Genomic DNA, 23,745 nt, shown 5'->3' with positions numbered 1-23,745 from the left:
CGCGTGCTACGAGGACCGCCCGGCGAACGCCGTCACACCATGGACCGTGGGCACGAGCAGGAGGCCGTCCACCGACGTCGGCGTCGCGAACGTCGGCAACGCCGTCCCCGTGTGGAGGGTCTGCAGTCGGCGCCCGGACCGCGGGTCCCACTCCGAGACGGTCCCCGTCGGGTACTCGACGGCCCAGAGGTGCCTGCCGATCAGCGTCGGTCCGCTGTTCGCACCCGCCAGTCGGGGTCCGAGCGTCCGCGTCGCGAGGTCGACCCGCTGGATCCCGCCGCCTCGGCAGGGGACGAAGACGCGGTCCGTGCGGCGGTCGAACGCGGGTGCGCCGTCCGGGTCGCTGCCGCACACGTGGCGGATCGCGGTCACCTGCGACAGGTCTCCCTGCCGCAGCACGAACGCGGTGTCCGTCTTCCCGACGGCGAACACGAGCCCGCCCGGGAGCAGCACGGGGTTGCTCGTCGACAGGTCCTCGTCGCCGCCCGCGACGCGGTCCTTGAACGCGGCGAGCGGCCGGAGGTCCGGGGACAGCTCCACGACGCTCTCGGTGTACCGCTCGGGATCGGGGCCGCCCTGCGGCGGATCGGGGTTCGCGTTGCCCGTCGTGACGAACAGGTGCCCGTCGGCACCGACCGCGATGCCGCCGCCCGACTCCCAGACCGCTCCGCCCTCGCCGTCCGGGGCGACCTCGAACGACACCGGGTCCGGCGCGCCGCTCTCGCGCACCCCGACGACCCAGCCGTGGTAGTGCCCGCAGTCCCCCGCGTTGCCGCCGTAGCCGGCGTAGACGCGGCCGTTCGCCACGGCCAGGGACACCCGCTGGAGCAGGTGCACCGGCGATTCGCCGGCCGGGAGGGGCGGGTCGACGTCCTCGGTCCGCACCGTCCGCCCCGTGGCCAGGTCGAGCCCCGAGAGCACGTGGTGCACGACGCCCCGGCCGGCGTCGACCTCGGCGACCACGTACACGATGCGCGTCGCCGGGTCGATCGCGGGCGTGCTCGTGATGCCGAGTGGGTCGATGTCGCCACAGCCCGCCACGGCGGCGACGTGCGTGAGCGGTGTGCCGAGCGTCCGAGACCACAGCACGTGCCCGGTCGTGGGGTCGAGGGCGACGACCCGGTTCCGCTCGGTGGCGGCGACGATGCGTCCGTCCGCAGCGACGGGCTGCCCCTGCACGGTGCCGCCGAGGTCGACCGACCACCTCCGCGTCGCGTGGTCGAGAGGCGCCCCGGCGGGGACCGCACCCGTCAGCGTCGCGGTGCCGTGGTAGCTCGGCCACGAGTCGGACGTGGCGGCTCGGGACGGTCCCGTCCCCGTCGACGGTCCGGACGGGGCGGACGGTCCGTCCGATCTCGTCGACGCGGTACCAGCAGGCGCTGCGGCGGACGGAGGCGGTGTCGTCGGCGCGACGGAGGGCCTCCCGGCCGTGCACCCGGCGAGCAGCAGCACGGCGACGGGCACGACCAGCGTGCGCAGGCGCACCCCGCGCCGTCGGTCTCGATCGTGATGGGTCGTCATCGAGCCCTCCTCGGCGCCGAGGGTAGCCCGACCGGTCCCCGTCGGTACGCCCGCTGGTCAGACTTCCGTGACCCGGCCCTCCTCGACGTGCCAACGGCGGTCGAGTCGCACGGTCTCGAGCATGAGGCGGTCGTGCGTCACCAGGAGCAGCGTGCCGTCGTAGGCGTCGAGTGCCTGCTCGAGCTGCTCGATCGCGGGGAGGTCCAGGTGGTTCGTCGGCTCGTCGAGCACGAGCACGTTCACCCCGCGGGCCTGGAGGAGCGCCAGACCGGCGCGCGTCCGCTCACCCGGCGACAACTCCCCCGCGGCGCGACCGACGTGGTCGGCCTTCAACCCGAACTTGGCCAGGAGGGTCCGCACCTCGGCGGTGGACATCTCGGGCACGAGCCCCTCGAACACCTCGGCGAGCGCCGTGGCGCCCGTGAACCGCCTGCGCGCCTGGTCGATCTCACCGACGGCCACGTTCGACCCGGTGGACGCCGTGCCGGAGGTCGGCTCCTGCCCGCCGAGGAGTGCCCGCAACAGCGTGGACTTGCCTGCGCCGTTCGGACCCGTGATCCCGATGCGGTCGCGCGCGGCCACCTGGAGCGAGACCGGACCGAGCGTGAAGTCGCCCTGCACGTACGTCGCCTCGGACAGCGTCGCGACCACCGACGACGACCGCGGCGCCGTGCCGATGGTGAACTCGAGCTGCCACTCCTTGCGGGGCTCCTCGACCTCGTCGAGCCGGGCGATCCGTGACTCCATCTGGCGGACCTTCTGCCCCTGCTTCTCGCTCGACTCCGCCGACGCCTTCCGGCGGAGCTTGTCGTTGTCGGGGCTCTTCCGCATGGCGTTCCGCACGCCCTGGCTCGTCCACTCGCGCTGCGTGCGCGCGCGGGCCACGAGGTCTGCCTTCGTCGCCGCGTACTCCTCGTAGGCGTCCCGCTTGTGCTGCCGGGCGAGCGCGCGCTCCTCGAGGTACGCGTCGTACCCGCCGCCGAACAGCCGGTGCGACGACTGGGCCAGGTCGAGCTCGAGCACGGCCGTGACCGAGCGCGCCAGGAACTCCCGGTCGTGGCTCACCAGGACGACACCGCCGCGCAGGCCCCGGACGAACTCCTCGAGCCGGGCCAGGCCGTCGAGGTCGAGGTCGTTCGTCGGCTCGTCGAGCAGCACCACGTCGAACCGCGACAGCAGGAGCGCCGCGAGGCCCACCCGTGCCGCCTGGCCTCCGGACAGCGACGTCATCGCCGAGTCGACCGTGAGCGAGCCGTGGCCCGTGTCGACGTCGAGTCCGAGATCCGCGAGGACGACCGGGATGCGCTCGTCGAGGTCCGCCGCACCGGAGGCGAGCCACCGTTCGAGCGCGACCGCGTAGTCGTCACCAGCAGCGTCACCGGCGGTGGGCTCGGCGAGCGCCGCGGCTGCATCGTCCATCGCCGCGGTCGCCGCCGCACATCCGGTGCGTCGCGCGAGGTACCCGCCGATCGTCTCGCCCTCGACGCGCTCGTGCTCCTGCGGCAGCCAGCCGACGAACGCGTCCTTCGGCGACAGCGCGACCGACCCCGCCAGGGGTTCGTCGACCCCGGCGAGCAGGCGGAGCAGCGTCGACTTGCCGGCCCCGTTCACGCCGACGACGCCGATGACGTCACCGGGCGCGACGGTCAGGTCGAGCGAGTCGAAGAGGGTGCGAGCGGCGTGCCCACCGGCGAGGTCCTTGGCGACGAGCGTGGCGGTCATCTGCTCATGCTCCCACCCGGGGGAACGCGATCGTGGCGCTCCCCCGGGTGTGGTGCAGTGCGGTGCGGGCCCGGTGCCGCAGCGCTGGTGCCGCTACTTCGCGGTGGCCGCGGCGAAGGTCGCGTAGGACGCCTTCTTCTGGTGCGACGACGTGTACAGCCCGAAGTCGCCGTCCACCCCACCGTCCTGCCAGTCGTAGAGGAAGACCGGGCCGACCTGCGGGTACTTCGCGGCGACCTGGAACAGTCCCGTGATCGTCTGCTGCTGCTGCGCGACCGTGTACGTCGGGTACCCGCCGTCCGGGCCGGTGGGCATCCCGCTCTCGGTCCACCAGATCCGCATGCTGGCGTCCTGTTGCTGCTTCATGAGCGCCAGCAGGTCCGGCAGGACGGACAGCATGTTGTAGCCGCCGTCCGCGGCCGTCGGCATCGCCGGGTACGTGTACGGGTGCAGGTTCACGGCGTCGAAGGACCCGTGTCCGCCCTGCTTGTACAGCTGCCGGATGAAGTCGATGGGGTTGTAGTTGTTCCCCTGGGCGACGCTCCCGGGTGCCTGCTTGCCGTAGGGCGCCATGCCCGCCATGAGCACCACGGCGCTCGGATCGGCCGCGTGGATGATCGGGTGGACGGTCTTGAGGAGCCCCACGTACGCGGTCGGGTTCGCCTTCCCACCCCACTGGGCGCCGAGGTTGACCTCGTTGCCGACCTCGAAGTGGTGCACGCCCATCGACGCCAGACGCTTGACCGACGACGTCAGCCAGCCGTTCTTCGCCGTGAACCCGGCCGACTCGGGCATGGTCGTCGTGCCGTCCCCGAGGACCACGGTGACGTCGAGTCCGGCCTTGCGAGCCTGCTGGATGGTCTGGTCGCTGGCGCCGCCGTGGGCGCTGACCGACCCGGCGTAGTTGTAGTCGAGCCGCACCCACTGCACGCCCACGGACCGCATGTCGGTGAACACCGACAGCGCTCCGCTCGCGGACATGCGGTTGATGGTGCTCTCGTACACGCCGCCGGGCGAGACGCCCTTGCCGTGCTCGGCAGTCGACACTGCGGCCGTCGTGACCACGTTCGGCGAGGGCGTGCCCGCCGTCGTGGAACGCGCGACGTCGATGGCCGCCCGGACGGTGCCCGTGGAGGCTGTTCCGGTCCGGATCGCGCCGGGTGCGGTGTGGGATGTCACCGATCGGCCGGCGCCACTGGCCGGCGTCGGCGCACTGGTGTTCGTCGCGCATCCGGTCAGCGCGATCGATGCGATGACGGCCGTGGTGAGGGCCGACACGATCCCGCGCGTCCGTACGCGACTCCCGGGTTCCGCGGCGCGCCCTGATGCGCGCCGCTGGAAGCCGTGGCTGGTGTCCTGCTTCGAGTTCCTGATCTCCATGGGCTCGTCCCCTCCCTGAAAGGTCGTGAGCGGATGGAACGGTAACGGTTTTTCGTCCCCCCGATGCACGGCGTTTCTCCAGGTTCAGAAGCCCGGAGTGACGCGACCTGTGGAGCTCGCCGCGCCGTTTCGGGGTACGTCACGCGTTCGGGGGGCACCTGGACCTGAGTGAACTCGCAGATGCATTCAGGTTCGGACACGCCGTCAAGACGGTCGCAGGCGGGTCCTGACCAGCTCGTACACGAGCAGGAACGTCGTGAGCACCGGACGTTCCCCCCAGACGAAGTCACGAGCCGGGCGCAGACGACCGGCGAGCTCGGGCGCCTGCCGGATCACGTAGCGGCGCGCTCGCCGCGCGTGGAACGTGTTCGAGGCGAACCGGATCGTGTCCGCGGTCCGCAGCAGGTCCACCGTGTTCCGGACGTTCTCCCACGTCGTCCGCGACTCCTCCTCGAGCACCACCCGATCGGCGGGGAAGCCCCGGCGCACGGCGTCCTCCGCCATCACGGAGGCCTCCGACCGCACGCCCCGCGTCGGGCCGCCTGTGAACACGAGGCGTCCGTGGTCGGAGACACTGCGGAGCGCGATCCCGGTCCGCCAGCGCTGCACCACGTTCGTCCGTCCGCGGGGACTCGACCGGTACCCGAGCACCACCACGAGTTCGGCGCCGTCGTCCGGACCGTCCGCGGTCAGGTCGCGCGATGCGAACCAGGTGAGGGCCTCCGCGACGGCGAGCCCGCCCGTGACGATCGCGGCGAGGCCGACGACGAACCCGAGGGGAGCGCGCGCTGTCACGGCACCCATGGTCGCATCGGCCACGGCCGCCACCGCCACCGCGTCCGGCGCATCCGTCGCGTCCAGCGCATCCGTCGCGTCCAGCGCATCCGCCGCGTCCAGGCGCGGAGCAGCGCGCGACGCGGTTGGATGATCGAAGCGGCGACACCGCGTCGCGCAGTCGAGGGGCAGGAGCGCGGCATGCAGGACGACGAGCAGCGTGCGTTCCGACCGGAACCGGCCGCGGTGGCACCGCAGCGCCGGACCGCCGACGGTCTCGCGTTCCCCGCGATCGGGCTCGGCAGCCTGGAGGCCCGGGGCAGCGACGGCGTCGCAGCCGTCACCTCCGCACTCGGGCTGGGTTACCGCCTGCTCGACACTGCGTTCATCTACGACAACGAGGGCACGGTCGGCCGCGCGCTCCGCACCGCTCCGGTGCCCCGCGATGACGTCGTCTTCTCGACGAAGCTGCCGGGGCGTGCCCACAGCGCCGACCTCGCGCTGCAGTACGTCGAGGAGAGCCTGTTCCGCAGTGGCCTCGACCACCTCGACCTCGTGCTCATCCACTGGCCGAACCCGCGGATCGGGCTCTACACGGAAGCCTGGCGCGCCCTCGTCGAGGCGCGGGAGCGCGGGCTCACCCGGATGATCGGCGTGTCCAACTTCCTGCCGGACCACCTCGACCGTCTGATCGACGAGACGGGGGTGGCGCCGGCCGTCAACCAGATCGAGGTGCATCCGTACTTCCCGCAGCTCGACCTGCAGGCCGAGAACGCCCGGCGTGGGATCCTCACCGAGGGTTGGTCTCCGCTCGGCCGCGGTACCGACCTGCTCGAGCACCCGGTGGTACGGCGCATCGCCGAGGCGCACGCGGTCTCCCCCGCGCAGATCGTCCTCGCCTGGTCGGTCACGCTCGGCGTGATCCCGCTCCCCCGGGCGGCCGACCCGTCATGGCAGGCGGAGAACCTCGACGTCTTCGCGATCCAGCTGAGCGAGGACGAGGTCGCTGCGCTGTCCGGGCTCGCCCGCCCCGACGGCCGGGTCAGCGGGCAGGACCCCCGGACGCACGAGGAGTTCTGAGGGGCTCCGAGTTCCCGGGCATGCCGGCAGTCGTTCGGACGGCCCTGTCAGCGTCGCCGATCGCGCTCACCCGGCTGTCGCGGTCCGAGAGGAACCGGGGCGGGTGCCGCGAGCGCTGGCGGATCGCGGCGGGTTCTTGCGCACGTGCGCGCACCTTCCCCAACACGGCACCGGGCGCCTGGTAGGTGAGGCCACTGCGGCTGGAGACCACGCCGTCTGCCAGATCCGTCATGCGAGCGCTCCCCGATGATCGGTCGCCCAGCGTCGCCAGCAGTTGGAACTGAACGGAGCTGAGCTTCCCGGCGTCGCGCAGCTGCTGCTCGATCGAGTGTCGCAGCAGGCTGCTCACCTCGATCAGCGCGAAGTACGCGTCGAGTTGCCGGATCGATGCGAGGGGCGCGTTCTCCATGCCGTGATCCTATTTGCTTCAGCTTCGAAGCAGTGCTACCGTTCTGGCATCGCTTCGAATCCGAAGCAAACGATTCGCAAAGTACAGGAGCGCGCTCATGGCACTCGAGTTGGATCCCGAAGTCGCAATCGCAATGGCTCCGATGGGGCAAGCGATGGCGTCGATGACCCTGCCCGCCGTCGGAGACGTCGAGGGACGGCGGATGATGTGGGAACCGATCCTGGCAGCCGCCAGCGACGCGGTCCCGGCCTCGCCCGACGTCACCGTGACCGAACGGACGATCCCGACGGCGGACGGCGCGACCATCACCGCGCGCTGGTACGTGAAGGAGGGTGCCGAGCCCGGTCCCGCCGCGATCTTCTTCCACGGTGGGGGCTACATCTTCGGGCACATCGAGCAGTTCGACGGCCCCGTCGCCCGGTACGCGTCGCTCAGCGGGGTGTCGATGCTGTCCGTCGAGTACCGACGCGCCCCCGAGCACCCCTACCCGACCCCCCTGGAGGACGGCTACGCAGCGCTCACCTGGTTGCACACCCACGCGGACGAGCTCGGCGTGGACGTCGACCGGATCGGCGTCATGGGTGACAGCGCCGGCGGTGGATTGGCGGCTGCGGTGTCGATCCTCAGCCGCGACCGGCGCGGACCGGCCATCGCACAGCAGATCCTGCTGATGCCGATGCTCGACGACCGGACGACCACCCCGGATCCACACATCGAACCGTTCCTGATCTGGTCGTACGACGACAGCCGCACCGCCTGGCCCGCGCTGCTCGGTGACCGTGCCGGCGGCCCGGATGTCCCGGCGACCGCTGCTCCCGCACGTCTCGACGACCATGCAGGGCTGCCGCCCGCCTACATCGAAGTCGGTCAACTCGACGTCTTCCGCGACGAGGACACCGCCTACGCGACCGCCCTGAGCCGCGCCGGTGTTCCGGTGGAGCTGCACCTGCGCCCCGGCGTTCCGCACGAATTCGACTCGATCGCGCCCGATGCCGACGTGTCCGGCCGTGCGCTCGCCGACCGGATCCGCGTCCTCTCCTCTCTCTGACCCCCCGACGGCGGTCCCCGCTGTCCCGGAACAACCAACCCATCCGGCGTTGACCGACGACGCCAACTCTGATCGGAGCATCATGACCAGTTCTCGAACCCCCTTCGCCGTCATCGGCGCGACAGGCAACCAGGGATCAGCAGCGGTGGACGAGCTGCTCGCCGCCGGAGCCCCGGTGCGCGCCCTCGTCCGCCATCCGGACGCCGATGCCGCCTCCGCCCTCCGAGACCGCGGTGTCGAGGTCGTCGCCGCGGACCAGGAGGACCGCGATGCGCTCGAGCGCGCCCTCGCCGGCACGGCAGGACTCTTCTTCTTCACCACCTTCGAAGGCCCCGACGGCACCGAAGGGGAGGCCCGTCGCGGGATCACGGTCGCCGACGCCGCCGCCCGTGCCGGCGTCCCACGGGTCGTGTACTCGTCGGTCGGTGGCGCCGAGCGCGGGACCGGCGTCCCCCACTTCGAGAGCAAGCGTCGCGTCGAGGAGCGCCTGGAACAGCTGGACGTGCCGGCGACCTTCGTACGACCGGCCTTCTTCATGGAGAACCTGCTCCAACAGCTGCCGACGAGCGACGCCGACGACTTCGTGCTGCGGTTCCCGATGCCGGCCGACCTGCCGATGCAGATGATCGCCGTCCGTGACGTCGGCCGCACGGCGGCGCGATTGCTGCTCGACCCGGACCTGCTGGCCGGCTCGGCCATCGAGATCGCCGGCGACGAACTCACGATGGACCAGGTCGCCGCCACCATCGGCGAGGTCTACGGCATCGAAGCGCGGTTCGAGGCGCTCCCGGTGGAGGTCCTCGCCTCCGACGCGGACATGCACGCCATGTTCAGTTGGTTCGCGACCTCGCCGTCATACCTGGCCGATCGACCCGGGACGCGGAAGATCGTCCCCGAGGCTGCCGACCTGCGAGGCTGGCTCGAGACGCAGCGCCGTCGCCCACAGGACCCGGCAGCGGCGTGACCGATCCGGCTCCCGCTGTGTCCGCGAGGCGCAGCGGGAGCCGGGCGGCCCCGCGGCGGACCCGAGGTCCTCCATGTCGTCGACGGCGACCAGAGCCGCTCCTGGCCAGGGCCACATGCGCACCTGCCTAGGCTCGAGGGATGTCCGCCTACCCTCGCACTCTCAGTCCCACTTCTCACGAGCACCTCGGATCCCACGTCGTGCCGAGCGTGGAGGTGGCGTTCCCGAAGTGGACTGGTGCCCCCATCGCCGACGCGTACGGGAGGAAGCCGGTCGTGAGCCGGCGGATCGAGCCGATGTTCGTGGAACTCGCGGTCGCCTCCATGGCGACCGCGTACGGGTGGGACGCCCGGTGGCTCGACGAGCTCCGGCACGACAGCCACGATGACCGTCCCCAGATGATGTCGTGCTGGGACCCGAGGCTGGGCCGGCACGACCAGATCCAGGACCCCGTCTCCCATGCACCGTCCAGGGCAGCGCTCGAACGCATCGCCGAGCAGCGGGGCAGCTGGGCCGGCGCCTGGTCGGTCGCTGCGGGCCATGAGGGCGACGTCGTGTTCTACCAGACGGTCCGTGGACGCACAGCACCGACAGCGAGTCAGATCGCCTGGCTCGATGCGGCCGTGGCAGCAGGAATGTCCCCTGACCAGTTCGTCGTCGCTCGCTGGCGCCTCCACTGACACTCGGATCGGCCGACCTGCTTCCGCCGCAGCGGAGCCGGCGCCTGGTCCACGGCCGCGGTGGGCGCCTCCCGGTCGGATCGTGCGGGGGCCGGACTCGTACCCCGGGGAAGGCCGACTCGCATGTCGGTCGCGTATCGTCGCTACCAAGCGCGACTGCGTGAACTCTGCTGCACCGGTTGAAGGACCGATCCTGACGGAAGGCTGGTCCTTTGACGACCACCGATCCGATCGCCGCGGGTTACACCCGCACCCGCCCCAGCTCCGGCGGCCGTTCCGGCACGTCGACGTACTCCGCGCTCCTCGCGCAGGTGAAGGACCACCACCTGCTCCGACGCCGAACCGGCTTCTACTGGTCGCTGTTCGGCAGCTTGGCCGGCACGCTCACCCTTGCATGGGTCGCGTTCGCGTTCCTCGGTGACTCCTGGTTCCAGCTCATCGTCGCCGCCGCACTCGGCGTGATCTTCACGCAGTTCGCGTTCCTGTCCCACGAGGCCGCGCACCGCCAGATCTTCACCTCACAACGGTGGAACGACCGCGCCGGCCGCTACATCGGCACCTTCCTGGTGGGGCTGAGCTACTCCTGGTGGATGAACAAGCACACCCGGCACCACGGGAACCCGAACACGGTCGGCAAGGACCCGGACATCGCGCCGGACACCATCCGGTTCCTCCCGGAGGACGCTGCCGAGGTGCGGGGGCCCCTGCGGTGGCTGATGCGGGTGCAGGGCTACGCGTTCTTCCCGCTGCTCGCCTTCGAGGGCATCAACCTCCACTGGCTCGCGGTGCGCTCAGTCGCCACCGGCAAGGACACCAAAGCGGACGTTCGGCACCGTTGGCTCGAGGCGGGACTCCTCGCGGTCCGGTTCGGTCTCTACCTCACGGCCGTGTTCTGGTTCCTGCCCTTCGGCATGGCGTGCGCGTTCCTCGGCGTCCAGCTCGCCGTCTTCGGGATCATGATGGGCGCCTCGTTCGCGCCCAACCACAAGGGGATGCCCACCATCGCTCACGACGCGAAAGTCGACTTCTTCTCGCGACAGGTGCGGACCTCCCGGAACATCCGCGGCGGCTGGTGGGTGTCGTTCCTCATGGGCGGCCTCAACTACCAGGTCGAGCACCACCTCTTCCCGAGCATGCCGCGGCCGGCGCTCAAGCAGGCCCGTCTGCTCGTCCGCGACCACTGTGCGACGCTCGACGTGCCCTACACCGAGACCACGCTCCTCCGCAGCTACGGCATCGTCGTCCGCTACCTCAACCGCGTCGGTCTCTCCGCGCGCGACCCGTTCGCATGCCCCATGGTCGCGGAACTCCGCATCCATTGACCACACCAGCCTCGGCCGGCCGATCCGCGTGATCCCGGTCGAGGTCCCTCCGGACCACTTGCATCCCGTGCCCGGCTCGACCATCCGAGATCAGGCCGGCACGACATGTCCACAGGCACCGTGAAATGGTTCGACAACACCAAGGGCTACGGCTTCATCACCCCCGACGACGGCACCGATGACGTCTTCGCCCACTTCTCCAGCATCGTCCCGGCCGGCGGAGAACGCGTCCTGAACGACCACCAGCGCGTGCAGTACGACCTCGGTCCAGGGAAGAAGGGACACAACAAAGGGCCCCAGGCCGAGAACATCCGCCCGCTCCGTTGACGCCCAGCGCCGTACGCGCATGACGAGCCCTGCGGACACCGGACGAAGCGCACGGACGGAATACGTCATCGCTCTCGGCCATGGCCTCCGATCTGGGTTCCCTGCGAGGCCTCTCAGGCTCGGTTCGGCTCGTTATCGTGAGGAGTGGGCCGGCAACACCACCGGGCCGGATCACCGCATTTCGATCAGGAGAGATGACGATGCGTCGCTCGCAGCACTTCGACCGACGACCGCGAAGGTCGTCACGGAATCAGCGACGGGACTGGACCCCGATCGCGTCCTCGTGTTCGGGGACGCGCTGTTCCCGCCCGGCAGCGCCCTCGACCAGGGCGCGCGCATCACGGCGGATGCGCTCGCCGCGATGACCGGCCGCGGGGCTGACGTCACGGCCGTGTCGTGGTCGGCCTGGTCCGGTGAGCCGCTCGCGGCTGCAGCGAACACGCTGCGGTGCGTCAACTACGACGTCGTCGTCGTCACCCTCACGGACAGCGTGATCCACGGACGGACCTCCGCCGGGGCCGTGGCTGAGGCCGCGGCAGACCTCCTCGAGCAGGTGGACCGGTTCCGGCAGCGACTGCTGCCGACGACCGAGGTGATCGTGGTGCTCGCCCACCGCGAGGACCAGTCGGACCTCGCCGCAGCCCTGCAGGCGGGACGGGACGAGGTCGTCATCCTGGCCGTGGACAGCACGACGATGAACGGGTTGCCCCGGGTGCTCGAGGTGTCCAGGGCGCTCCTCGCACATCAGCGCGCCACTGCGCGGAGCCCGCAGTGGCACCGCGACGCGCCTCAGCCCTGCCAGGAGCGGTACGAGGCGGTGGACCAGCTCGGCATCCTCGACACGGCTCGGGAGGCCCGGTTCGACCGCATCGTCGACAGCATGGCGCGGGTCTTCCGCACCGAGGGTGCGGCGATCACCTTCATCCCGGAGAACCGGCAGTGGACCAAGGCCGGCCGGTGGTTCCCGGTCGGCAGCAGTCCTCTGCAGAACTCGTTCTGCAGGACGACGGTGCTCGGCTCCGGCCCGCTCGTCGTCGGGGACGCCTGGCAGGCGAAGCGGCCGCTGCCGCGGAACGACGTGCGGTTCTACGCCGGGTACCCACTCGAGACGCTCGACGGCACGCGTGTGGGCGCCGTGTGCGTGTTCGACCCGAAGCCGCGGGACGAGGCTTCCGTCGAACTCGATCTGCTCCGTGACTACGCGGTCCGCGTCCGGCGCGAGCTCTACCGACGGTGACGCGCTGCTGCTCCCGGCCCGCGTGCGCGTGGCCTTCGGCATGGCCCTCCGGGCCATGCCAGCGCTGACTGATCCACGGGAGGCCTCTCGCCGAGCACAGTCGGCTCTCCCCCGCGGCGGGGGGAGCCGCAGCACGTCGCGCCTCGGGCGGCGGACGAGTGCTGCTGCTCGGCAGCTAGCCTCCGGATGATCCCGCTGGGGAGGCCCTTCCTCCCCGCACGAGATCGCGCACCGACGCGCAGAGGTGCGTGTCCACAGCCGTGGCGGCGGCTCTCACGACTGGAACTCGGCGTAGTCGTCCGGGTAGACGTCTCCCTGCGGCAGGGTCGTCGCCTTGGCCGGGTGGACGAGGGCTTCGATCTTTTCCCGCAGATAGGTGTCCGCGTCTGCGTTGTCGGGGTCGGGCACTGTGGTGGTCGAGGTCTCAGCCATGAGCGGTGCGCCTTCGCCGAGGAGGAACGTCGCTTCGACGTCGTCGCCATCGGAGCTCATCGCCTTGACGGTGACGGCGTCCGCGGTGCCGTCGGTGCCGAGGGCACTGGCGTACTCGAGGAGCAGATCTGCCGTGGTGTCGCCCAACAGGAGCGACTTGTCCGAGTACGTCACGTGCTTCATGAGTCGACCGTACGCGCCGGAGCATCTGCACTCGCACGCCGCTGCACGGCTCCTGGTGCACACCGATCCGGGCGCTCCGACAGGTCGAGCTGTCGCGGCCTCCATCGGGCTGCCCCGGGTAGCCACGTTTCCGGGTCCGAGCAGACCAGCGGCACCCCGGACACCGTCGCCTTCTCGGTGCTCCTCGAGAGCGGTGACGTCGCCCCAGCGGAGATCCTCCTCGGCCGAGCAAGCCAGGTCATGAACGTGCCAGAGCCCCGCGAACACGAAGGCATCGTCGACGAAGACCTCGTCCGGAGCCTCGAGCAGAAGACCCCCGCCCTCGGTCGTTCTCGGCCCGAGACGGAGAGCGGGGACGGCGTGCAGCAGGGCCATCCCGACGACTCCTGCAGCGTCGCGGACACGAGAACGTCATGGCCGCCGGGGCCCGGCCTCGGATATCGCGAGTAGGATAGCCCCAGGGCGCTTCGCAGGTTGCGGGCGGCCGCATCTTGTTCGCCAGTGGGCGGCCCTGATGTCCAAATTGGATGAGGGCGCATCATGGGTAGCTTGACGTACGACCACTCGCTCAACGTCGAGTTCGACGACCGGCTCCTCGGGCATCTGCAGATCGTGATCGGCCTGAAGCTGCGCCGGAACGAAGCGTTCTACTTTTCTTGGAAAGACGACCGACGAGTCGGCGACGGCCGAACCACCATCTGGATCCATCCGACGATCCCGCTGGTGTTCAAGTTCTACGGTAGCCGGATGCCCGCTCTCAACCGGGAGTGGATAGCCGCCCTGGAGCTCTCCTCGAACACAGCGCAAGGGCTTCAGGTCCTCGAGGAACCGCGCTCACCGGCGACCGGGAACGGCGACAACTGACCATGAAGCGGATCAACATCACCTACGGCGGTATCGACTACAGCGTGACTGACGCGGACCTCGACGAGGTCAAGGCGACGCTGCTCGCTGCGGTCCGGGCGGAAGCCCCGACATGGATGCGCGTGAACCACGGCGAAGGCTCATACCGGCAGACCGAACTTCTGATCGAGCCCGGTGTCAGCATCGCCATCACCGGTATCGACGCGGACTGACGCGCTCGCGGCCCCGCCTCAGCACGAGCCTCACTGCCCACCACCGAACGGCCTGGTCGTCAGCCCAGCGTGCCGGTGGTGTCGAACGTCAGCCCGAGCGCCGTTGCAAGCTCCCTGCCGAACACTTCTGCTTCTGCGGGCGTGTCAACGCGGAGCAGCGGTGTCCTGCCGACCGACAAGAGCCATTGCGCTCCGGTGGACCGGGCAGTGACCGCGTTCCGCCTCACCATGGCCACGCCGTCCCCTCGATGTCGAGCAGACCGCACCTGTCGGCTCCTGGCACCCACGAGCCACCCAGCCTCTCTGCAAGCGCCGAGGAGCGGAGCCGCGGGCTGACACGGTAGGTGTGCAGGCGAACCGATCGCTGCGGGAGATGCCGTTCCCGAGTCAGCGTTGGAAGATGGAAATCGGCGGCACGATCGACTCGATACAAGGTCAGCTCCTACGGATTCGTGAGACACAGCGAGCCAAGGTCACGAGTGCTCGGAGCGGCTGACGGGGACTGAGCCAGCACTTGAAGCGTAAGGACGGCCCCGTCCCGAACAGGAGGGTTTACGAAACGCTCATCATGAGGTATGCGTCTGCAACGCGCCGTGCGCCGTCGCCTGCAGCGAATCGTTCCATCAACCCGATCGGACGGGCAGACCGGCCCTGCAACGCTCGTGCCGAACCTGCAGCAGTCCCTCGTGCCCTGGGTCGAGCTGCCGGACAGCTCGAAAGCACAGGCAGCCGCCGAAACGAGAAAGAAGCCCACCGAGATCCTCGGTGAGCTTCTTCTTGTGAGCCGGTTCTTCAGACGATTTTCACGTTGGCCCCTTGGTCGGGCTGACAGGATTTGAACCTGCGACCCCTTGACCCCCAGTCAAGTGCGCTACCAAGCTGCGCCACAGCCCGAGAGCCCGACGAGCGGACTCTGGTGCCGCTCCGACCAGAGCGACCCGACAAGCATAGCGGACCCGCGCCTCCCGGCCGCGCACGCCAGCCAGCGGGCGCTCGGCGGGCCAGACCGCCGGGGAGGACCGTCCTCAGCCGCGGAGGAACGACGCAGCTCTCGCGCCCCACCCCCGGATCGTGTCCGGCGTCTCAGCGACCTCGAGCGTGGCGGACGGCAGCAGCTCGGCGAGCCGTTCGGCCGTGCTCACCGGATGCCCCGAGTCCGTCGCCCACGGCAGCAGCAGCGTCTTGTGCCCGATCGTGGCGACGACATCGGCATCGGGGAAGTCCGACCCGGCGGCGCCGCGGAACACCGACGGCAGCAAGTCCGCAGGCACATCGGGGTCGCGATCGAACGCCCACCCGCCCTGCTCCAGGATCGGCACCGGCGGAGCTGCCGCCATGGCACGGCGCCACCCGTCCATCCCCTCGCGTTCGACGAGGTCGGCACCCGCCCGGTACAGGTTCCCCTGGTTGGCCCGGGTCCCCCACGCCGTCGGCGGAATGCTGAGCACGTGGCGACGGAACCGTTCTGGGCGTCGCGTGGCTGCCCAGATGATCGTCGCAGTGCCCATCGACGCACCGATGGCATCAACTGGTGCATCCGGCGACACGGCGTCCGCGAGCGCCAGCAGGTCGTCGGCGAGCGCCGCCCACTGGTAGTCGGACGGCTGCGCGCGACCGGTGGAGACCCCGTGGCCGCGAGCGTCGTACCGGACGAGGCGGGCGTCCGCGGCGACCGCGGACCAGTCGAACACGCCCTCGGCGTCCTCCGCCGCCCGGCTGGCGCCGAGGCCGTGCGCGACGATGACGACGCGGTCACCGGCGCCCGAGACGTCGTACGCGAGCCGGGAGCCGGGGATGTCGAGGTGTCGATCGCTCATGCCACCACGGTAGGACGAGTCCGCGACGAGCGCGGTGCCTCCCGACGGATCCTGTGGACTCCGGTGGAGACTGGAGCGCATGTGGACGGGGACCCTGGAGTTCGACCTGCTGCTCGGTGATGTGCACTCCCTCAAGGAGAAGCGTGCGGTCGTCCGTCCCATCGTCGCGGAGCTCCGCCGCCGGTTCGCCGTGAGCGCTGCGGAGACCGACCATCTCGACCTGCACCGCCGCGCGGGCGTCGGGCTGGCGGCCGTGGCTGCCTCCGCCGGGCACGTCGTCGAGGTACTCGACGCGGCCGAGCAGTGGATGGCCGAGCGGCCGGAGGTCGACCTGCTGTCGGCACGACGCCGCCTGATCAGCTCCGAGGACTGATCCCACAGAGCGCCTACCCGCCTCGTTGTCCACAGGATGGCCGGGAGGCCCAGGTGTTGTCGGCCCCGCCTGTCACCATGGAGTGGTGACCAGCGATCCCGCCACCGTCGTGGCCCCGTCCGAAGCCCTCCGCGCCGAGGCGCTCGAGGCGCTGCACGCCCTGACCGGGCGGCAGGACGCCGTGTTCCACGACGGCCAGCTCGAGGCGATCAGTGCGCTCGTCGCACACCGGCAGCGCGCGCTCGTGGTGCAGCGCACCGGATGGGGTAAATCGGCGGTCTACTTCCTCGCCACGTTGTTGCTGCGGCGCCGCGGCGCCGGTCCGACCGTCCTCGTCTCGCCACTGCTGGCGCTCATGCGGGATCAGGTGGCGGCCGCGGCACGGGCCGGCGTTCGAGCGATGGCGATCAACTCGGCGAACGCGCACGAGTGGGGCGACATCACCGCCGCGCTCCGCGCCGACGAGGTCGACGTGCTCCTCGTCTCCCCCGAACGCCTCAACAACCCGCGCTTCCGAGACGAACAGCTCCCGACCCTGGTCGAACGGCTCGGCCTGCTCGTCGTCGACGAGGCCCACTGCATCTCCGACTGGGGTCACGACTTCCGCCCCGACTACCGGCGTCTCGCCGACCTGATCCGAGCCCTGCCGGACGGGGTTCCCGTCCTCGCGACGACCGCGACCGCGAATGCCCGGGTGGTGGCCGACGTCGAGGAACAGCTCACGGTCACACCGGACGCACCGGTGTTCACGATCCGTGGTTCGCTCGCGCGAGCGTCGCTGCGTCTCGGTGTGCTGGACCTCCCGGACGCGCGTGCTCGCCTCGGGTGGCTCATCGCGCACCTGCAGGACCTGCCGGGCAGCGGGATCATCTACACGCTGACGGTGTCGGCGGCCGAGGACATCGCTCGCCTCCTCCGCGAGGCCGGCCATGCCGTCCGGGCCTACACCGGTCGCACCGACGCCGAGGAACGCGCGCAGCTCGAGCAGCAGCTGAAGGACAACGAACTCCGCGCCCTCGTCGCCACGAGCGCCCTCGGGATGGGGTTCGACAAGCCGGACCTGGGGTTCGTCGTCCACGTCGGGGCGCCGTCCTCGCCGGTCGCGTACTACCAGCAGATCGGGCGTGCAGGTCGGGCCACCCCGAACGCCGACGTCTTGCTGCTCCCCGGTCGCGAGGACCGCGAGATCTGGCAGTACTTCGCGAACGCCTCGATGCCGTCCGAGGACCGTGCGAACGCCGTGCTCCGGCAACTCGAGCGGGATCGGGCGTTCTCGACGGTGGCGCTCGAAGGCCTCGTCGACATCAAGCGATCGACGCTCGAGCTGTTGCTCAAGGTCTTGGACGTCGACGGCGCGGTCCGCCGCGTGTCCGGCGGCTGGGTCGCCACGGGTGAACCGTGGCAGTACGACGCCGAGCGGTACGAACGAGTCGCGCGGGCGCGCATCGCCGAGCAGGAGTCGATGATCCGGTACGAGCACGCGACGACGTGCCGGATGCAGATGCTGCAGCAGGACCTCGACGACCCGACGGCGGAACCCTGCGGCCGCTGCGACATCTGCGCAGACGCGTGGTACCCGACCGATGTGGCTGAAGCCGCCTCGTCCGAGGCGGCTCGCACGCTCGACCAGGTCGGCGTCGAGATCCCGCCGCGACTCCAGTGGCCGTCCGGGATGGACCGGCTCCACGTCCCCGTCAAGGGCAAGATCACTCCAGCCGAACAGGTCGTGACTGGCCGGGCCGTCGCACGCCTCACCGACCTCGGCTGGGGCGGCCCGCTCCGCGCGCTGTTCGCGCCGGACAGCGCCGACACCCCGATCAGCGCGGAGCTCATGCAGGGCTGCGTCCGCGCGCTGCGCGACTGGCCCTGGGAGGCCCGACCCACCGGTGTCGTCGCGCTTCCGTCACGGACGCGACCGCTCCTGGTCGCTTCGCTCGCGGGGGAGCTCGCGCGGATCGGCAAGCTGCGGTTCCTCGGGACTCTCGAGCGGACGGGCGGCACCATGCGCGCGGACGGCGCGACGAACAGTGCGTATCGACTCGCCGGCATCTGGGACCGCGTGCGCGTCGGACCCGACCTCGGAGCCGCGCTCGAGGAACACCACGGGCCGGTGTTGCTCGTCGACGACCTCGTGGACAGTCGGTGGACCATGACCGTCGCCGGACGAGTGCTGCGGCAGGCCGGAGTCGAGCAGGTCCTGCCATTCGCACTCGCTGTGGTGGCCTGACCGAGCACCCGGAACGCCAGCGCGGACGGATCCAGCGCGAGCCGCATCAGCTCCGGCTGCCTCAGCTCCGTTCCCGTCGACTCCTGGTCCGCGGCGCGGGCTTCGGGAACGCGGCGCGCATGTGGTCCGACGTCAAGAAGTCACCGATCCCGATCATGAGCAGCGAGAACAGGATCTGCTCGACGACCATCCAGAACGGGTACAGGCCGGGGATCGCGGCGATGACGAGCGTGACGACGGGGAAGATCCTGCTGAACAGCCGCAGCCGTGAGTATGCCCAGTAGTACCCGAGCTGCGCCCGCCACGCGAACACGGAGAGGGTCAGGGTGATCAGGAGCACAACGGTCGCCCGGAACCACACTGCCCATGGAACGGCAACGCCGGCCCGTGTGAGCACGACCGCGATGACGATGGCGGTGAGCCCCACGAGCGTCTCGGCCACGAGGAGCCAACGGATCCATCGGAACGCGCGCACCGTCCGCGGATGCCGCCGCATGTCCTCACGGATCACGTACCCGGCCTGACGCCCACCGGCGAGGCGGTCGAGGCGCAACCGGCACCACGCCCTGTCCGCGAGCGCTGCGAGTCCGTGCAGACCGTTGCGCTGGCCGTGGCCGAGTGCACCGCCGTGCGACGCCTGCGTCATCCTCGTTCTGCCCTCCGGGTCGATCCCGAGCATCAATGGTGCCGCATCGGTCGCTGAGAGAACGGTTCACGCGGGTGGTCGAGCGACCGGCGACGCGAGCCAAGCGTCCGCACGACCCCCAGCACGATGACCGGCCGCACGGCACGGCACGGCACGGCAGCGATGCATCAGTAGGAGTCGCCGGGCAGCACACCCCCCGGCAGCACGACGCACCGCGAGAACGAGTCGATCCAGATCGCCGTCGGGTCCGAATCCGGCCCGGGTCCGATCAGGTACTGCTCGTCGTGGGGCAGGGTCAAGGTGACCCCGCGATCACCGGCAGCGTCCGTTCGTATCGACACGACGCCGTCTCCGGCCTCGACGAGCGCCCGCCGGATCATCTCGACCGCAGGGCGGACCTGATCGGCGTCATGCAGGTACACCCACGTCCGGCCCGTCCAGGATTGTCGGCCGTCGGCGCAGCTCAGGAATGAGCCCTCGTCCAGCGACCGCGTGCGGTCGACGAGTTCGGCGGGGACGAGATCGGCGATCTGGTGCTCCCGGCGCTGCACGCCGGCCTTGACCTCAGCGATCGTCGGTTCGCCCGGGGTCCTGGTCGGCGTGGGTGGCGAGGGTGGTTGGATCACGGCGCAGCCTCCGAGTGCGGTCAGTACGGCGATCGCGCAGACGGTACCGGCGAACGAGTTCGTCAGCGGACCGGTCAACGCAGCACCTGCCGGTCGAGGTCCTGGAGGAGCGGGCGGTTGGCCGGCGCGTTCGACGCGACCAGCAAATGGTTGCTCGTGAGGGCACCGAGCTCTGCTTCGACCCTCGCCGCGAGCCCGGGTGTGCGATCCGCGGCGTCGTCAGCGGGGCTGCGGTAGTACGGACCGTGCTCGAACGCCGGCTCGTGCCGCGGGTTGACACCCTGCCAGACAGCATCGAGCACGGGCGCCTGGAGCACCTGCAGGACGTCGTTGTACGAGTAGTCGAAGTACTCGGTGGCCGGGTCCGCGCGCCAGTCCAGCGGCATCCCCGCACCGGAGAGCGAGACGACGGCGTCGTACCGACTTCCGGCGACCTCGGACGCGGCGACGTTCGCCAGGCCCCAGCTGTGTCCGATCGCCGTCGACCGGGCAGCGGCGAGGACTGGGTCGGACTCAACGCCGCGGGTGAACGACGCCAACTGTCGGCCACTGCGGAGCGCGAAGGCCGTGTCGTTGGCCTCGATCACGAAGCCCTTCGCGGTCGTTGTCCCGTCGGGCTCCACGACTCCGGGGAATCGGCCGTCCTTGTACACGAACACGACCGCGTCCTCCTGGTGTCGCCTCGACAGGTACGCGGGCACCTGCCGCACTCCCCCGCCGTACATGGCGTCGAGGTTGGTGAAGGTCCCGGGCACGTAGGTGATCACGTGCCTCGTCGCGGGGCTCGGCGTCCCGAGGACCTCGATGATGCGGCTGTGGTCGATGTCCAGCAGGTACGTCCGTCGACGTCCGGCCACGACGAGTGCCAGGTACGCGCGTTCCGCGTCGAGCTGGGCGATGCGCTGTCGGAGGTCCCCCTCGCCGCGGCGGCCACGCGCGACGAGGGCGGCACGCTCATGGTCCAACCGACGGATGCGGCGCACCGCCACGTGCCGGTTCGCGGCGACGCGCGCCTCCACCGGGACCCCGTCGAGCGACCCGAAGAACGACGGCAGTGCTGCGAGCAGCGCCGACTGGACGGCCGTGGTGCCATCACTGACGCCCATGCTGTCCCAGCGGCGCCTGACCGCGTCGGCGCCGCCGGAGAAGGCAGCCCGCACGAGCGCACGGTGCGCGTCTGCGTAGGACCTCACCTGCTCAGGCGTCATCGCGGCGAGCAAGGCGACGAGGTCCGTGGCCGATGCCGCCACGCCTGCGCGCCGGACCACGGCGTTCGCATCGTCGGCGTCGTGCAGCGCCTCGACGAAGGCGCCGTCGAGGCGACGCCTCCGGACGCGGAGGTCCTCAAGCGCCGATTCCACGTCTGCGCGCTCCCGTTCGGCGAGCGCCGCCGTGTCCTCGGCACGAGTGCGCTGCTGACGGAGGTCCGCGAGGTCCCCGGGTTCACCCGCACCGAGTGCCGTGACGCGGTGGAACTGGTCGTCGAGGTCCAGGAGCCATGTCCGCTCGGACCCGATGGTCGCCTCGGCCTCGGCGAGCTGACGGAGGGCTTCGCGCTGTTCCTCCTGGATCGCAGCGACGCCGTCCGCGTACCGGGCGAGCGCCGTTTCGTGGAACTGGAGACCGGCCTCCAGGACGAGCGCCGAGGCCAGGACGGACGGCACGGTCGCGGCGAAGGCGTCCGCGGCCGACCCCGCCCATGCGGTGTGGTCGAACTCGGTTGCCGAGCGGACGGCGCGGACCGCAGCCGAGGTGGCACGCAGGACCGCATCACGGTTGCGCGCCAACGATCGGAGCTGACCTGGGTCTCCCGCGCCCGGGTCGTCGTCGGTCATCGCGCCGCGACGGCCAACAGCCCGTCGCATTCCGCCATCCGGTCAGCGGTGGTCCGCGCGAAGGCACCGAGGTGGTGGAGGTCGTCGGCACACGCGCGGGATCGCGCCACCTGTCGAGCGACCACGTCGTCGAGTTCCGCGACCACGTCGGCTCGCCCGACCGCGTCGTCGTGCGGGCCGAGCATGCGCGGGTCGATCAGCACGCGGTCCGCGGCCTCGTCCAGCGTGCGGGCGAGCGCCTCCAGTTCCCCGCGGCTGATGCGGAGTTCGTCCGTCGTCGATCCCGCCATGGTTCCCCCTCGTCCCGTCGCCCACGTCTGCTGTGCTGCCGGGCCGGTGACAGACCCGGCAGCACCCGCGGGGCCCCCGTCCCGCTCCCTCAGGCTAGCCGACCGATCGACTGATATTTGACCAACGGCTGCGAGGAGATCGAGCAGGCGGGACAGCCGAGGACGCCCGCGGGCATCGAGGAGGGGGTGCCGTCGTGACGACGGCACCCCCTCCTCGATGTTCCGGACCTACGGCCGCTTCCGCCGCTCGCGCACGCGCATGTTGACGGTGATCGGGGTCCCCTCGAAGCCCCAGACCTCACGGAGGCGTCGGGTGATGAAGCGCCGGTACTGCGGGTCCAGGAAGCCGGTGGTGAACAGGACGAATGTCGGGGGTCGCGAGGACGCTTGCGTCCCGAACAGGATCCGCGGCTGCTTGCCGCCGCGGACGGGGTGGGGGTGTTCTTGGACGAGTTCCGCGATGAAGGCGTTGACCTTCCCGGTGGGGATGCGCGTGTCCCACGAGTCGAGCGCGACCGTCAGCGCGGGCACCAGCTTCTCGAGGTGCCGACCGGTCCGAGCCGAGATGTTGACGCGCGGCGCCCAGGCCACGTGTGCCAGGTCCTGCTCGATCTCACGCTCCAGGTACCGCCGGCGGTCGTCATCGAGCAGGTCCCACTTGTTGAACGCGAGCACGAGCGCGCGGCCGGACTCGAGGACGAGGTCGATGATCCGCAGGTCCTGCACCGAGATCGGCTCGGTCACGTCGAGGATGACGACCGCGACCTCGGCCTTCTCGAGCGCCGCCGTGGTGCGGAGCGACGCGTAGAAGTCGGCGCCCTGCTGCATGTGCACCCGCTTGCGGATGCCCGCCGTGTCGACGAAGCGCCAGACCCGGCCGCCCAGCTCGATCTGCTCGTCGACGGGATCGCGCGTCGTCCCGGCGAGGTCGTTCACCACCACCCGTTCCTCGCCCGCCGCCTTGTTGAGCAGCGAGCTCTTGCCGACGTTCGGTCGGCCGAGGATCGCGACGCGACGGGGGCCGCCCACCTCTTGCTTGGCGACCGCGGAGGTGTCGGGCAGCGTCGTCACGACGAGGTCCAGCAGGTCAGCGACGCCGCGACCGTGCAGGGCCGACACCGGGTGCGGCTCGCCGAGGCCCAGGTTCCACAACTCGTGGACGTCGAGCTCGCGGCGCTCGTCGTCGACCTTGTTCGCGGCGACGATGACCGGCTTGTCGGTTCCCCGGAGCATCCGCACGACGTGCTCGTCCGTCGCGGTCGCGCCGACGGTGGCGTCCACGACGAACAGGACGGCGTCCGCCAGGTCCACGGCGACCTCTGCCTGCGCCGCCACGGACGCGTTGATGCCCGTGGCGTCGGGCTCCCACCCGCCGGTGTCGACGAGCGTGAAGCGCTTGCCGTTCCATTCCGCCTTGTAGGAGACCCGGTCGCGCGTCACACCCGGGACGTCCTGGACGACTGCTTCGCGGCGGCCGAGGATCCGGTTGACCAGCGCCGACTTGCCGACGTTCGGACGTCCCACGATCGCGAGCGCCGGCAGGGCCGGCAGATAGGTCTGGCCGTCCTCACCGAGTTCGGCGCCGTCGAGGAGCTCGATGTCCTCCTCGTCGAGGTCGTAGTCCTCGAGTCCAGCCCGGAGCGCGTTCGCCCGCTGTTCCGCGTCGGCGTCGTCGAGCTGGTCGAGCCGCTCGCCGAGCGCGCGGTCGTACTCGGGGAACGAGTCCCCGCCGGAGGAGTCAGCGACGTCGTCGCTCAGGTCGTCGAGATGCGCCAT

Annotated in this window: 25 protein-coding genes and 1 tRNA gene; 12 read left to right on the top strand and 14 right to left on the bottom strand. The window is 70.6% G+C overall.

Annotated elements, in window-relative coordinates; all coding sequences use genetic code 11:
- Positions 1–6 precede the first annotated feature (6 nt).
- The 3 genes from DEI94_RS04995 to DEI94_RS04985 all read right to left on the bottom strand — a co-directional run bounded on the left by DEI94_RS04995 (position 7) and on the right by DEI94_RS04985 (position 4,290).
- The gene (locus DEI94_RS04995) at positions 7–1,521 is read right to left on the bottom strand and encodes an outer membrane protein assembly factor BamB family protein (RefSeq protein ID WP_111027407.1); all 1,515 of its coding nucleotides are present in this window, start codon (positions 1,519–1,521) and stop codon (positions 7–9) included.
- Between the two features lie 57 nt (positions 1,522–1,578).
- Complete coding sequence (locus DEI94_RS04990; RefSeq protein ID WP_111027408.1) at positions 1,579–3,243, bottom strand: ABC-F family ATP-binding cassette domain-containing protein; 1,665 nt, start codon at positions 3,241–3,243, stop codon at positions 1,579–1,581.
- Positions 3,244–3,336: 93 nt separating this feature from the next.
- A complete protein-coding gene (locus DEI94_RS04985) occupies positions 3,337–4,290 on the bottom strand; it encodes a hypothetical protein (protein WP_146244109.1) in 954 nt (317 codons plus the stop codon).
- A gap of 10 nt (positions 4,291–4,300) precedes the next feature.
- Here DEI94_RS04985 and DEI94_RS04980 point away from each other — a divergent pair, with 10 nt between their 5' ends.
- Positions 4,301–4,642 (top strand): hypothetical protein, encoded by a 342-nt coding sequence (locus tag DEI94_RS04980; RefSeq protein ID WP_111011342.1) that lies wholly within the window; start codon positions 4,301–4,303, stop codon positions 4,640–4,642.
- Between the two features lie 185 nt (positions 4,643–4,827).
- Here the strand turns inward: DEI94_RS04980 and DEI94_RS04975 are convergent, their stop codons facing one another.
- Positions 4,828–5,418: a YdcF family protein gene (locus DEI94_RS04975; protein ID WP_181441863.1), complete on the bottom strand. Its 591-nt coding sequence runs from the start codon at positions 5,416–5,418 to the stop codon at positions 4,828–4,830.
- A gap of 180 nt (positions 5,419–5,598) precedes the next feature.
- On the opposite strand from DEI94_RS04975, the gene DEI94_RS04970 reads away from it, so the two are divergent.
- Positions 5,599–6,477, top strand: a complete 879-nt coding sequence (locus DEI94_RS04970) for an aldo/keto reductase (protein ID WP_111027434.1) — start codon at positions 5,599–5,601, stop codon at positions 6,475–6,477.
- Here DEI94_RS04970 and DEI94_RS04965 read toward each other — a convergent pair.
- Positions 6,440–6,886 (bottom strand): MarR family transcriptional regulator, encoded by a 447-nt coding sequence (locus DEI94_RS04965; RefSeq protein WP_258372330.1) that lies wholly within the window; start codon positions 6,884–6,886, stop codon positions 6,440–6,442. The genes DEI94_RS04970 and DEI94_RS04965 overlap by 38 nt on opposite strands.
- A gap of 154 nt (positions 6,887–7,040) precedes the next feature.
- Between DEI94_RS04965 and DEI94_RS04960 the strand changes: the two genes are divergently transcribed.
- The 6 genes from DEI94_RS04960 to DEI94_RS04935 all read left to right on the top strand — a co-directional run bounded on the left by DEI94_RS04960 (position 7,041) and on the right by DEI94_RS04935 (position 12,464).
- Positions 7,041–7,934 (top strand): alpha/beta hydrolase, encoded by an 894-nt coding sequence (locus tag DEI94_RS04960; protein WP_220038811.1) that lies wholly within the window; start codon positions 7,041–7,043, stop codon positions 7,932–7,934.
- Between the two features lie 82 nt (positions 7,935–8,016).
- Positions 8,017–8,898, top strand: a complete 882-nt coding sequence (locus DEI94_RS04955) for an NmrA/HSCARG family protein (protein ID WP_181435439.1) — start codon at positions 8,017–8,019, stop codon at positions 8,896–8,898.
- 140 nt (positions 8,899–9,038) lie between these two features.
- Positions 9,039–9,578, top strand: coding sequence for a hypothetical protein (locus DEI94_RS04950; protein WP_111072610.1), 540 nt, complete (start codon positions 9,039–9,041; stop codon positions 9,576–9,578).
- Between the two features lie 212 nt (positions 9,579–9,790).
- Positions 9,791–10,900 (top strand): fatty acid desaturase family protein, encoded by a 1,110-nt coding sequence (locus DEI94_RS04945; RefSeq protein WP_111027413.1) that lies wholly within the window; start codon positions 9,791–9,793, stop codon positions 10,898–10,900.
- A gap of 105 nt (positions 10,901–11,005) precedes the next feature.
- Entirely contained in the window at positions 11,006–11,227 is a 222-nt protein-coding gene (locus tag DEI94_RS04940; RefSeq protein WP_111027414.1) for a cold-shock protein, read from the top strand.
- 283 nt (positions 11,228–11,510) lie between these two features.
- Entirely contained in the window at positions 11,511–12,464 is a 954-nt protein-coding gene (locus tag DEI94_RS04935; RefSeq protein WP_111027415.1) for a GAF domain-containing protein, read from the top strand.
- Positions 12,465–12,737: 273 nt separating this feature from the next.
- On the opposite strand, the gene DEI94_RS04930 is transcribed toward DEI94_RS04935, so the two are convergent.
- On the bottom strand, positions 12,738–13,454 hold the full coding sequence (locus DEI94_RS04930; RefSeq protein WP_284183735.1) for a hypothetical protein: 717 nt from the start codon (positions 13,452–13,454) through the stop codon (positions 12,738–12,740).
- A gap of 165 nt (positions 13,455–13,619) precedes the next feature.
- On the opposite strand from DEI94_RS04930, the gene DEI94_RS04925 reads away from it, so the two are divergent.
- Both DEI94_RS04925 and DEI94_RS04920 read left to right on the top strand, forming a co-directional pair.
- A complete protein-coding gene (locus DEI94_RS04925) occupies positions 13,620–13,943 on the top strand; it encodes a DUF7882 family protein (protein ID WP_111012803.1) in 324 nt (107 codons plus the stop codon).
- Positions 13,944–13,945: 2 nt separating this feature from the next.
- Complete coding sequence (locus DEI94_RS04920) at positions 13,946–14,155, top strand: hypothetical protein (RefSeq protein WP_111027418.1); 210 nt, start codon at positions 13,946–13,948, stop codon at positions 14,153–14,155.
- 59 nt (positions 14,156–14,214) lie between these two features.
- Here DEI94_RS04920 and DEI94_RS04915 read toward each other — a convergent pair whose 3' ends face one another.
- The 3 genes from DEI94_RS04915 to DEI94_RS04905 form a co-directional block, all read right to left on the bottom strand.
- Complete coding sequence (locus tag DEI94_RS04915; protein WP_181441864.1) at positions 14,215–14,391, bottom strand: hypothetical protein; 177 nt, start codon at positions 14,389–14,391, stop codon at positions 14,215–14,217.
- A gap of 581 nt (positions 14,392–14,972) precedes the next feature.
- Positions 14,973–15,049, bottom strand: a tRNA-Pro gene (locus tag DEI94_RS04910).
- 131 nt (positions 15,050–15,180) lie between these two features.
- Positions 15,181–15,972, bottom strand: a complete 792-nt coding sequence (locus tag DEI94_RS04905; protein WP_111027435.1) for an alpha/beta fold hydrolase — start codon at positions 15,970–15,972, stop codon at positions 15,181–15,183.
- A gap of 79 nt (positions 15,973–16,051) precedes the next feature.
- Between DEI94_RS04905 and DEI94_RS04900 the strand changes: the two genes are divergently transcribed.
- Both DEI94_RS04900 and DEI94_RS04895 read left to right on the top strand, forming a co-directional pair.
- The gene (locus tag DEI94_RS04900) at positions 16,052–16,345 is read left to right on the top strand and encodes a DUF503 domain-containing protein (RefSeq protein WP_111011354.1); all 294 of its coding nucleotides are present in this window, start codon (positions 16,052–16,054) and stop codon (positions 16,343–16,345) included.
- Between the two features lie 82 nt (positions 16,346–16,427).
- Positions 16,428–18,572: a RecQ family ATP-dependent DNA helicase gene (locus DEI94_RS04895; protein ID WP_111027419.1), complete on the top strand. Its 2,145-nt coding sequence runs from the start codon at positions 16,428–16,430 to the stop codon at positions 18,570–18,572.
- Positions 18,573–18,633: 61 nt separating this feature from the next.
- Here DEI94_RS04895 and DEI94_RS04890 read toward each other — a convergent pair whose 3' ends face one another.
- The 5 genes from DEI94_RS04890 to der form a co-directional block, all read right to left on the bottom strand.
- On the bottom strand, positions 18,634–19,218 hold the full coding sequence (locus DEI94_RS04890) for a hypothetical protein (RefSeq protein WP_258368752.1): 585 nt from the start codon (positions 19,216–19,218) through the stop codon (positions 18,634–18,636).
- Positions 19,219–19,385: 167 nt separating this feature from the next.
- Positions 19,386–19,922, bottom strand: a complete 537-nt coding sequence (locus DEI94_RS04885; RefSeq protein ID WP_111012814.1) for a hypothetical protein — start codon at positions 19,920–19,922, stop codon at positions 19,386–19,388.
- The gene (locus tag DEI94_RS04880; RefSeq protein WP_111027420.1) at positions 19,919–21,679 is read right to left on the bottom strand and encodes a coiled-coil domain-containing protein; all 1,761 of its coding nucleotides are present in this window, start codon (positions 21,677–21,679) and stop codon (positions 19,919–19,921) included. Before DEI94_RS04880 ends, DEI94_RS04885 begins: the two co-directional genes overlap by 4 nt.
- A complete protein-coding gene (locus tag DEI94_RS04875; RefSeq protein ID WP_111027421.1) occupies positions 21,676–21,969 on the bottom strand; it encodes a hypothetical protein in 294 nt (97 codons plus the stop codon). Before DEI94_RS04875 ends, DEI94_RS04880 begins: the two co-directional genes overlap by 4 nt.
- Before the next feature lie 228 nt (positions 21,970–22,197).
- Positions 22,198–23,745: a ribosome biogenesis GTPase Der gene (der, locus tag DEI94_RS04870; RefSeq protein WP_111027422.1), complete on the bottom strand. Its 1,548-nt coding sequence runs from the start codon at positions 23,743–23,745 to the stop codon at positions 22,198–22,200.

Origin of the sequence: Curtobacterium sp. MCBD17_040 (assembly GCF_003234805.2) — a bacterium.
Taxonomy (GTDB): Bacteria; Actinomycetota; Actinomycetes; order Actinomycetales; family Microbacteriaceae; genus Curtobacterium.
Note: the sequence above shows the minus strand (reverse complement) of the source record. Positions and strands in the feature narration are given on the sequence as shown.

Coding starts and splice junctions, on each gene's coding strand:
- DEI94_RS04965 (WP_258372330.1), bottom strand. CDS start 6,886: ATGGAGAACGCGCCCCTCGCATCGATCCGGCAACTCGACGCGTACTTC.
- DEI94_RS04940 (WP_111027414.1), top strand. CDS start 11,006: ATGTCCACAGGCACCGTGAAATGGTTCGACAACACCAAGGGCTACGGC.
- DEI94_RS04925 (WP_111012803.1), top strand. CDS start 13,620: ATGGGTAGCTTGACGTACGACCACTCGCTCAACGTCGAGTTCGACGAC.
- DEI94_RS04930 (WP_284183735.1), bottom strand. CDS start 13,454: ATGGCCCTGCTGCACGCCGTCCCCGCTCTCCGTCTCGGGCCGAGAACG.
- DEI94_RS04955 (WP_181435439.1), top strand. CDS start 8,017: ATGACCAGTTCTCGAACCCCCTTCGCCGTCATCGGCGCGACAGGCAAC.
- DEI94_RS04970 (WP_111027434.1), top strand. CDS start 5,599: ATGCAGGACGACGAGCAGCGTGCGTTCCGACCGGAACCGGCCGCGGTG.
- DEI94_RS04995 (WP_111027407.1), bottom strand. CDS start 1,521: ATGACGACCCATCACGATCGAGACCGACGGCGCGGGGTGCGCCTGCGC.
- DEI94_RS04905 (WP_111027435.1), bottom strand. CDS start 15,972: ATGAGCGATCGACACCTCGACATCCCCGGCTCCCGGCTCGCGTACGAC.
- DEI94_RS04950 (WP_111072610.1), top strand. CDS start 9,039: ATGTCCGCCTACCCTCGCACTCTCAGTCCCACTTCTCACGAGCACCTC.
- DEI94_RS04880 (WP_111027420.1), bottom strand. CDS start 21,679: ATGACCGACGACGACCCGGGCGCGGGAGACCCAGGTCAGCTCCGATCG.
- DEI94_RS04875 (WP_111027421.1), bottom strand. CDS start 21,969: ATGGCGGGATCGACGACGGACGAACTCCGCATCAGCCGCGGGGAACTG.
- DEI94_RS04920 (WP_111027418.1), top strand. CDS start 13,946: ATGAAGCGGATCAACATCACCTACGGCGGTATCGACTACAGCGTGACT.
- der (WP_111027422.1), bottom strand. CDS start 23,745: ATGGCGCATCTCGACGACCTGAGCGACGACGTCGCTGACTCCTCCGGC.
- DEI94_RS04990 (WP_111027408.1), bottom strand. CDS start 3,243: ATGACCGCCACGCTCGTCGCCAAGGACCTCGCCGGTGGGCACGCCGCT.
- DEI94_RS04890 (WP_258368752.1), bottom strand. CDS start 19,218: ATGACGCAGGCGTCGCACGGCGGTGCACTCGGCCACGGCCAGCGCAAC.
- DEI94_RS04960 (WP_220038811.1), top strand. CDS start 7,041: ATGGCGTCGATGACCCTGCCCGCCGTCGGAGACGTCGAGGGACGGCGG.
- DEI94_RS04900 (WP_111011354.1), top strand. CDS start 16,052: ATGTGGACGGGGACCCTGGAGTTCGACCTGCTGCTCGGTGATGTGCAC.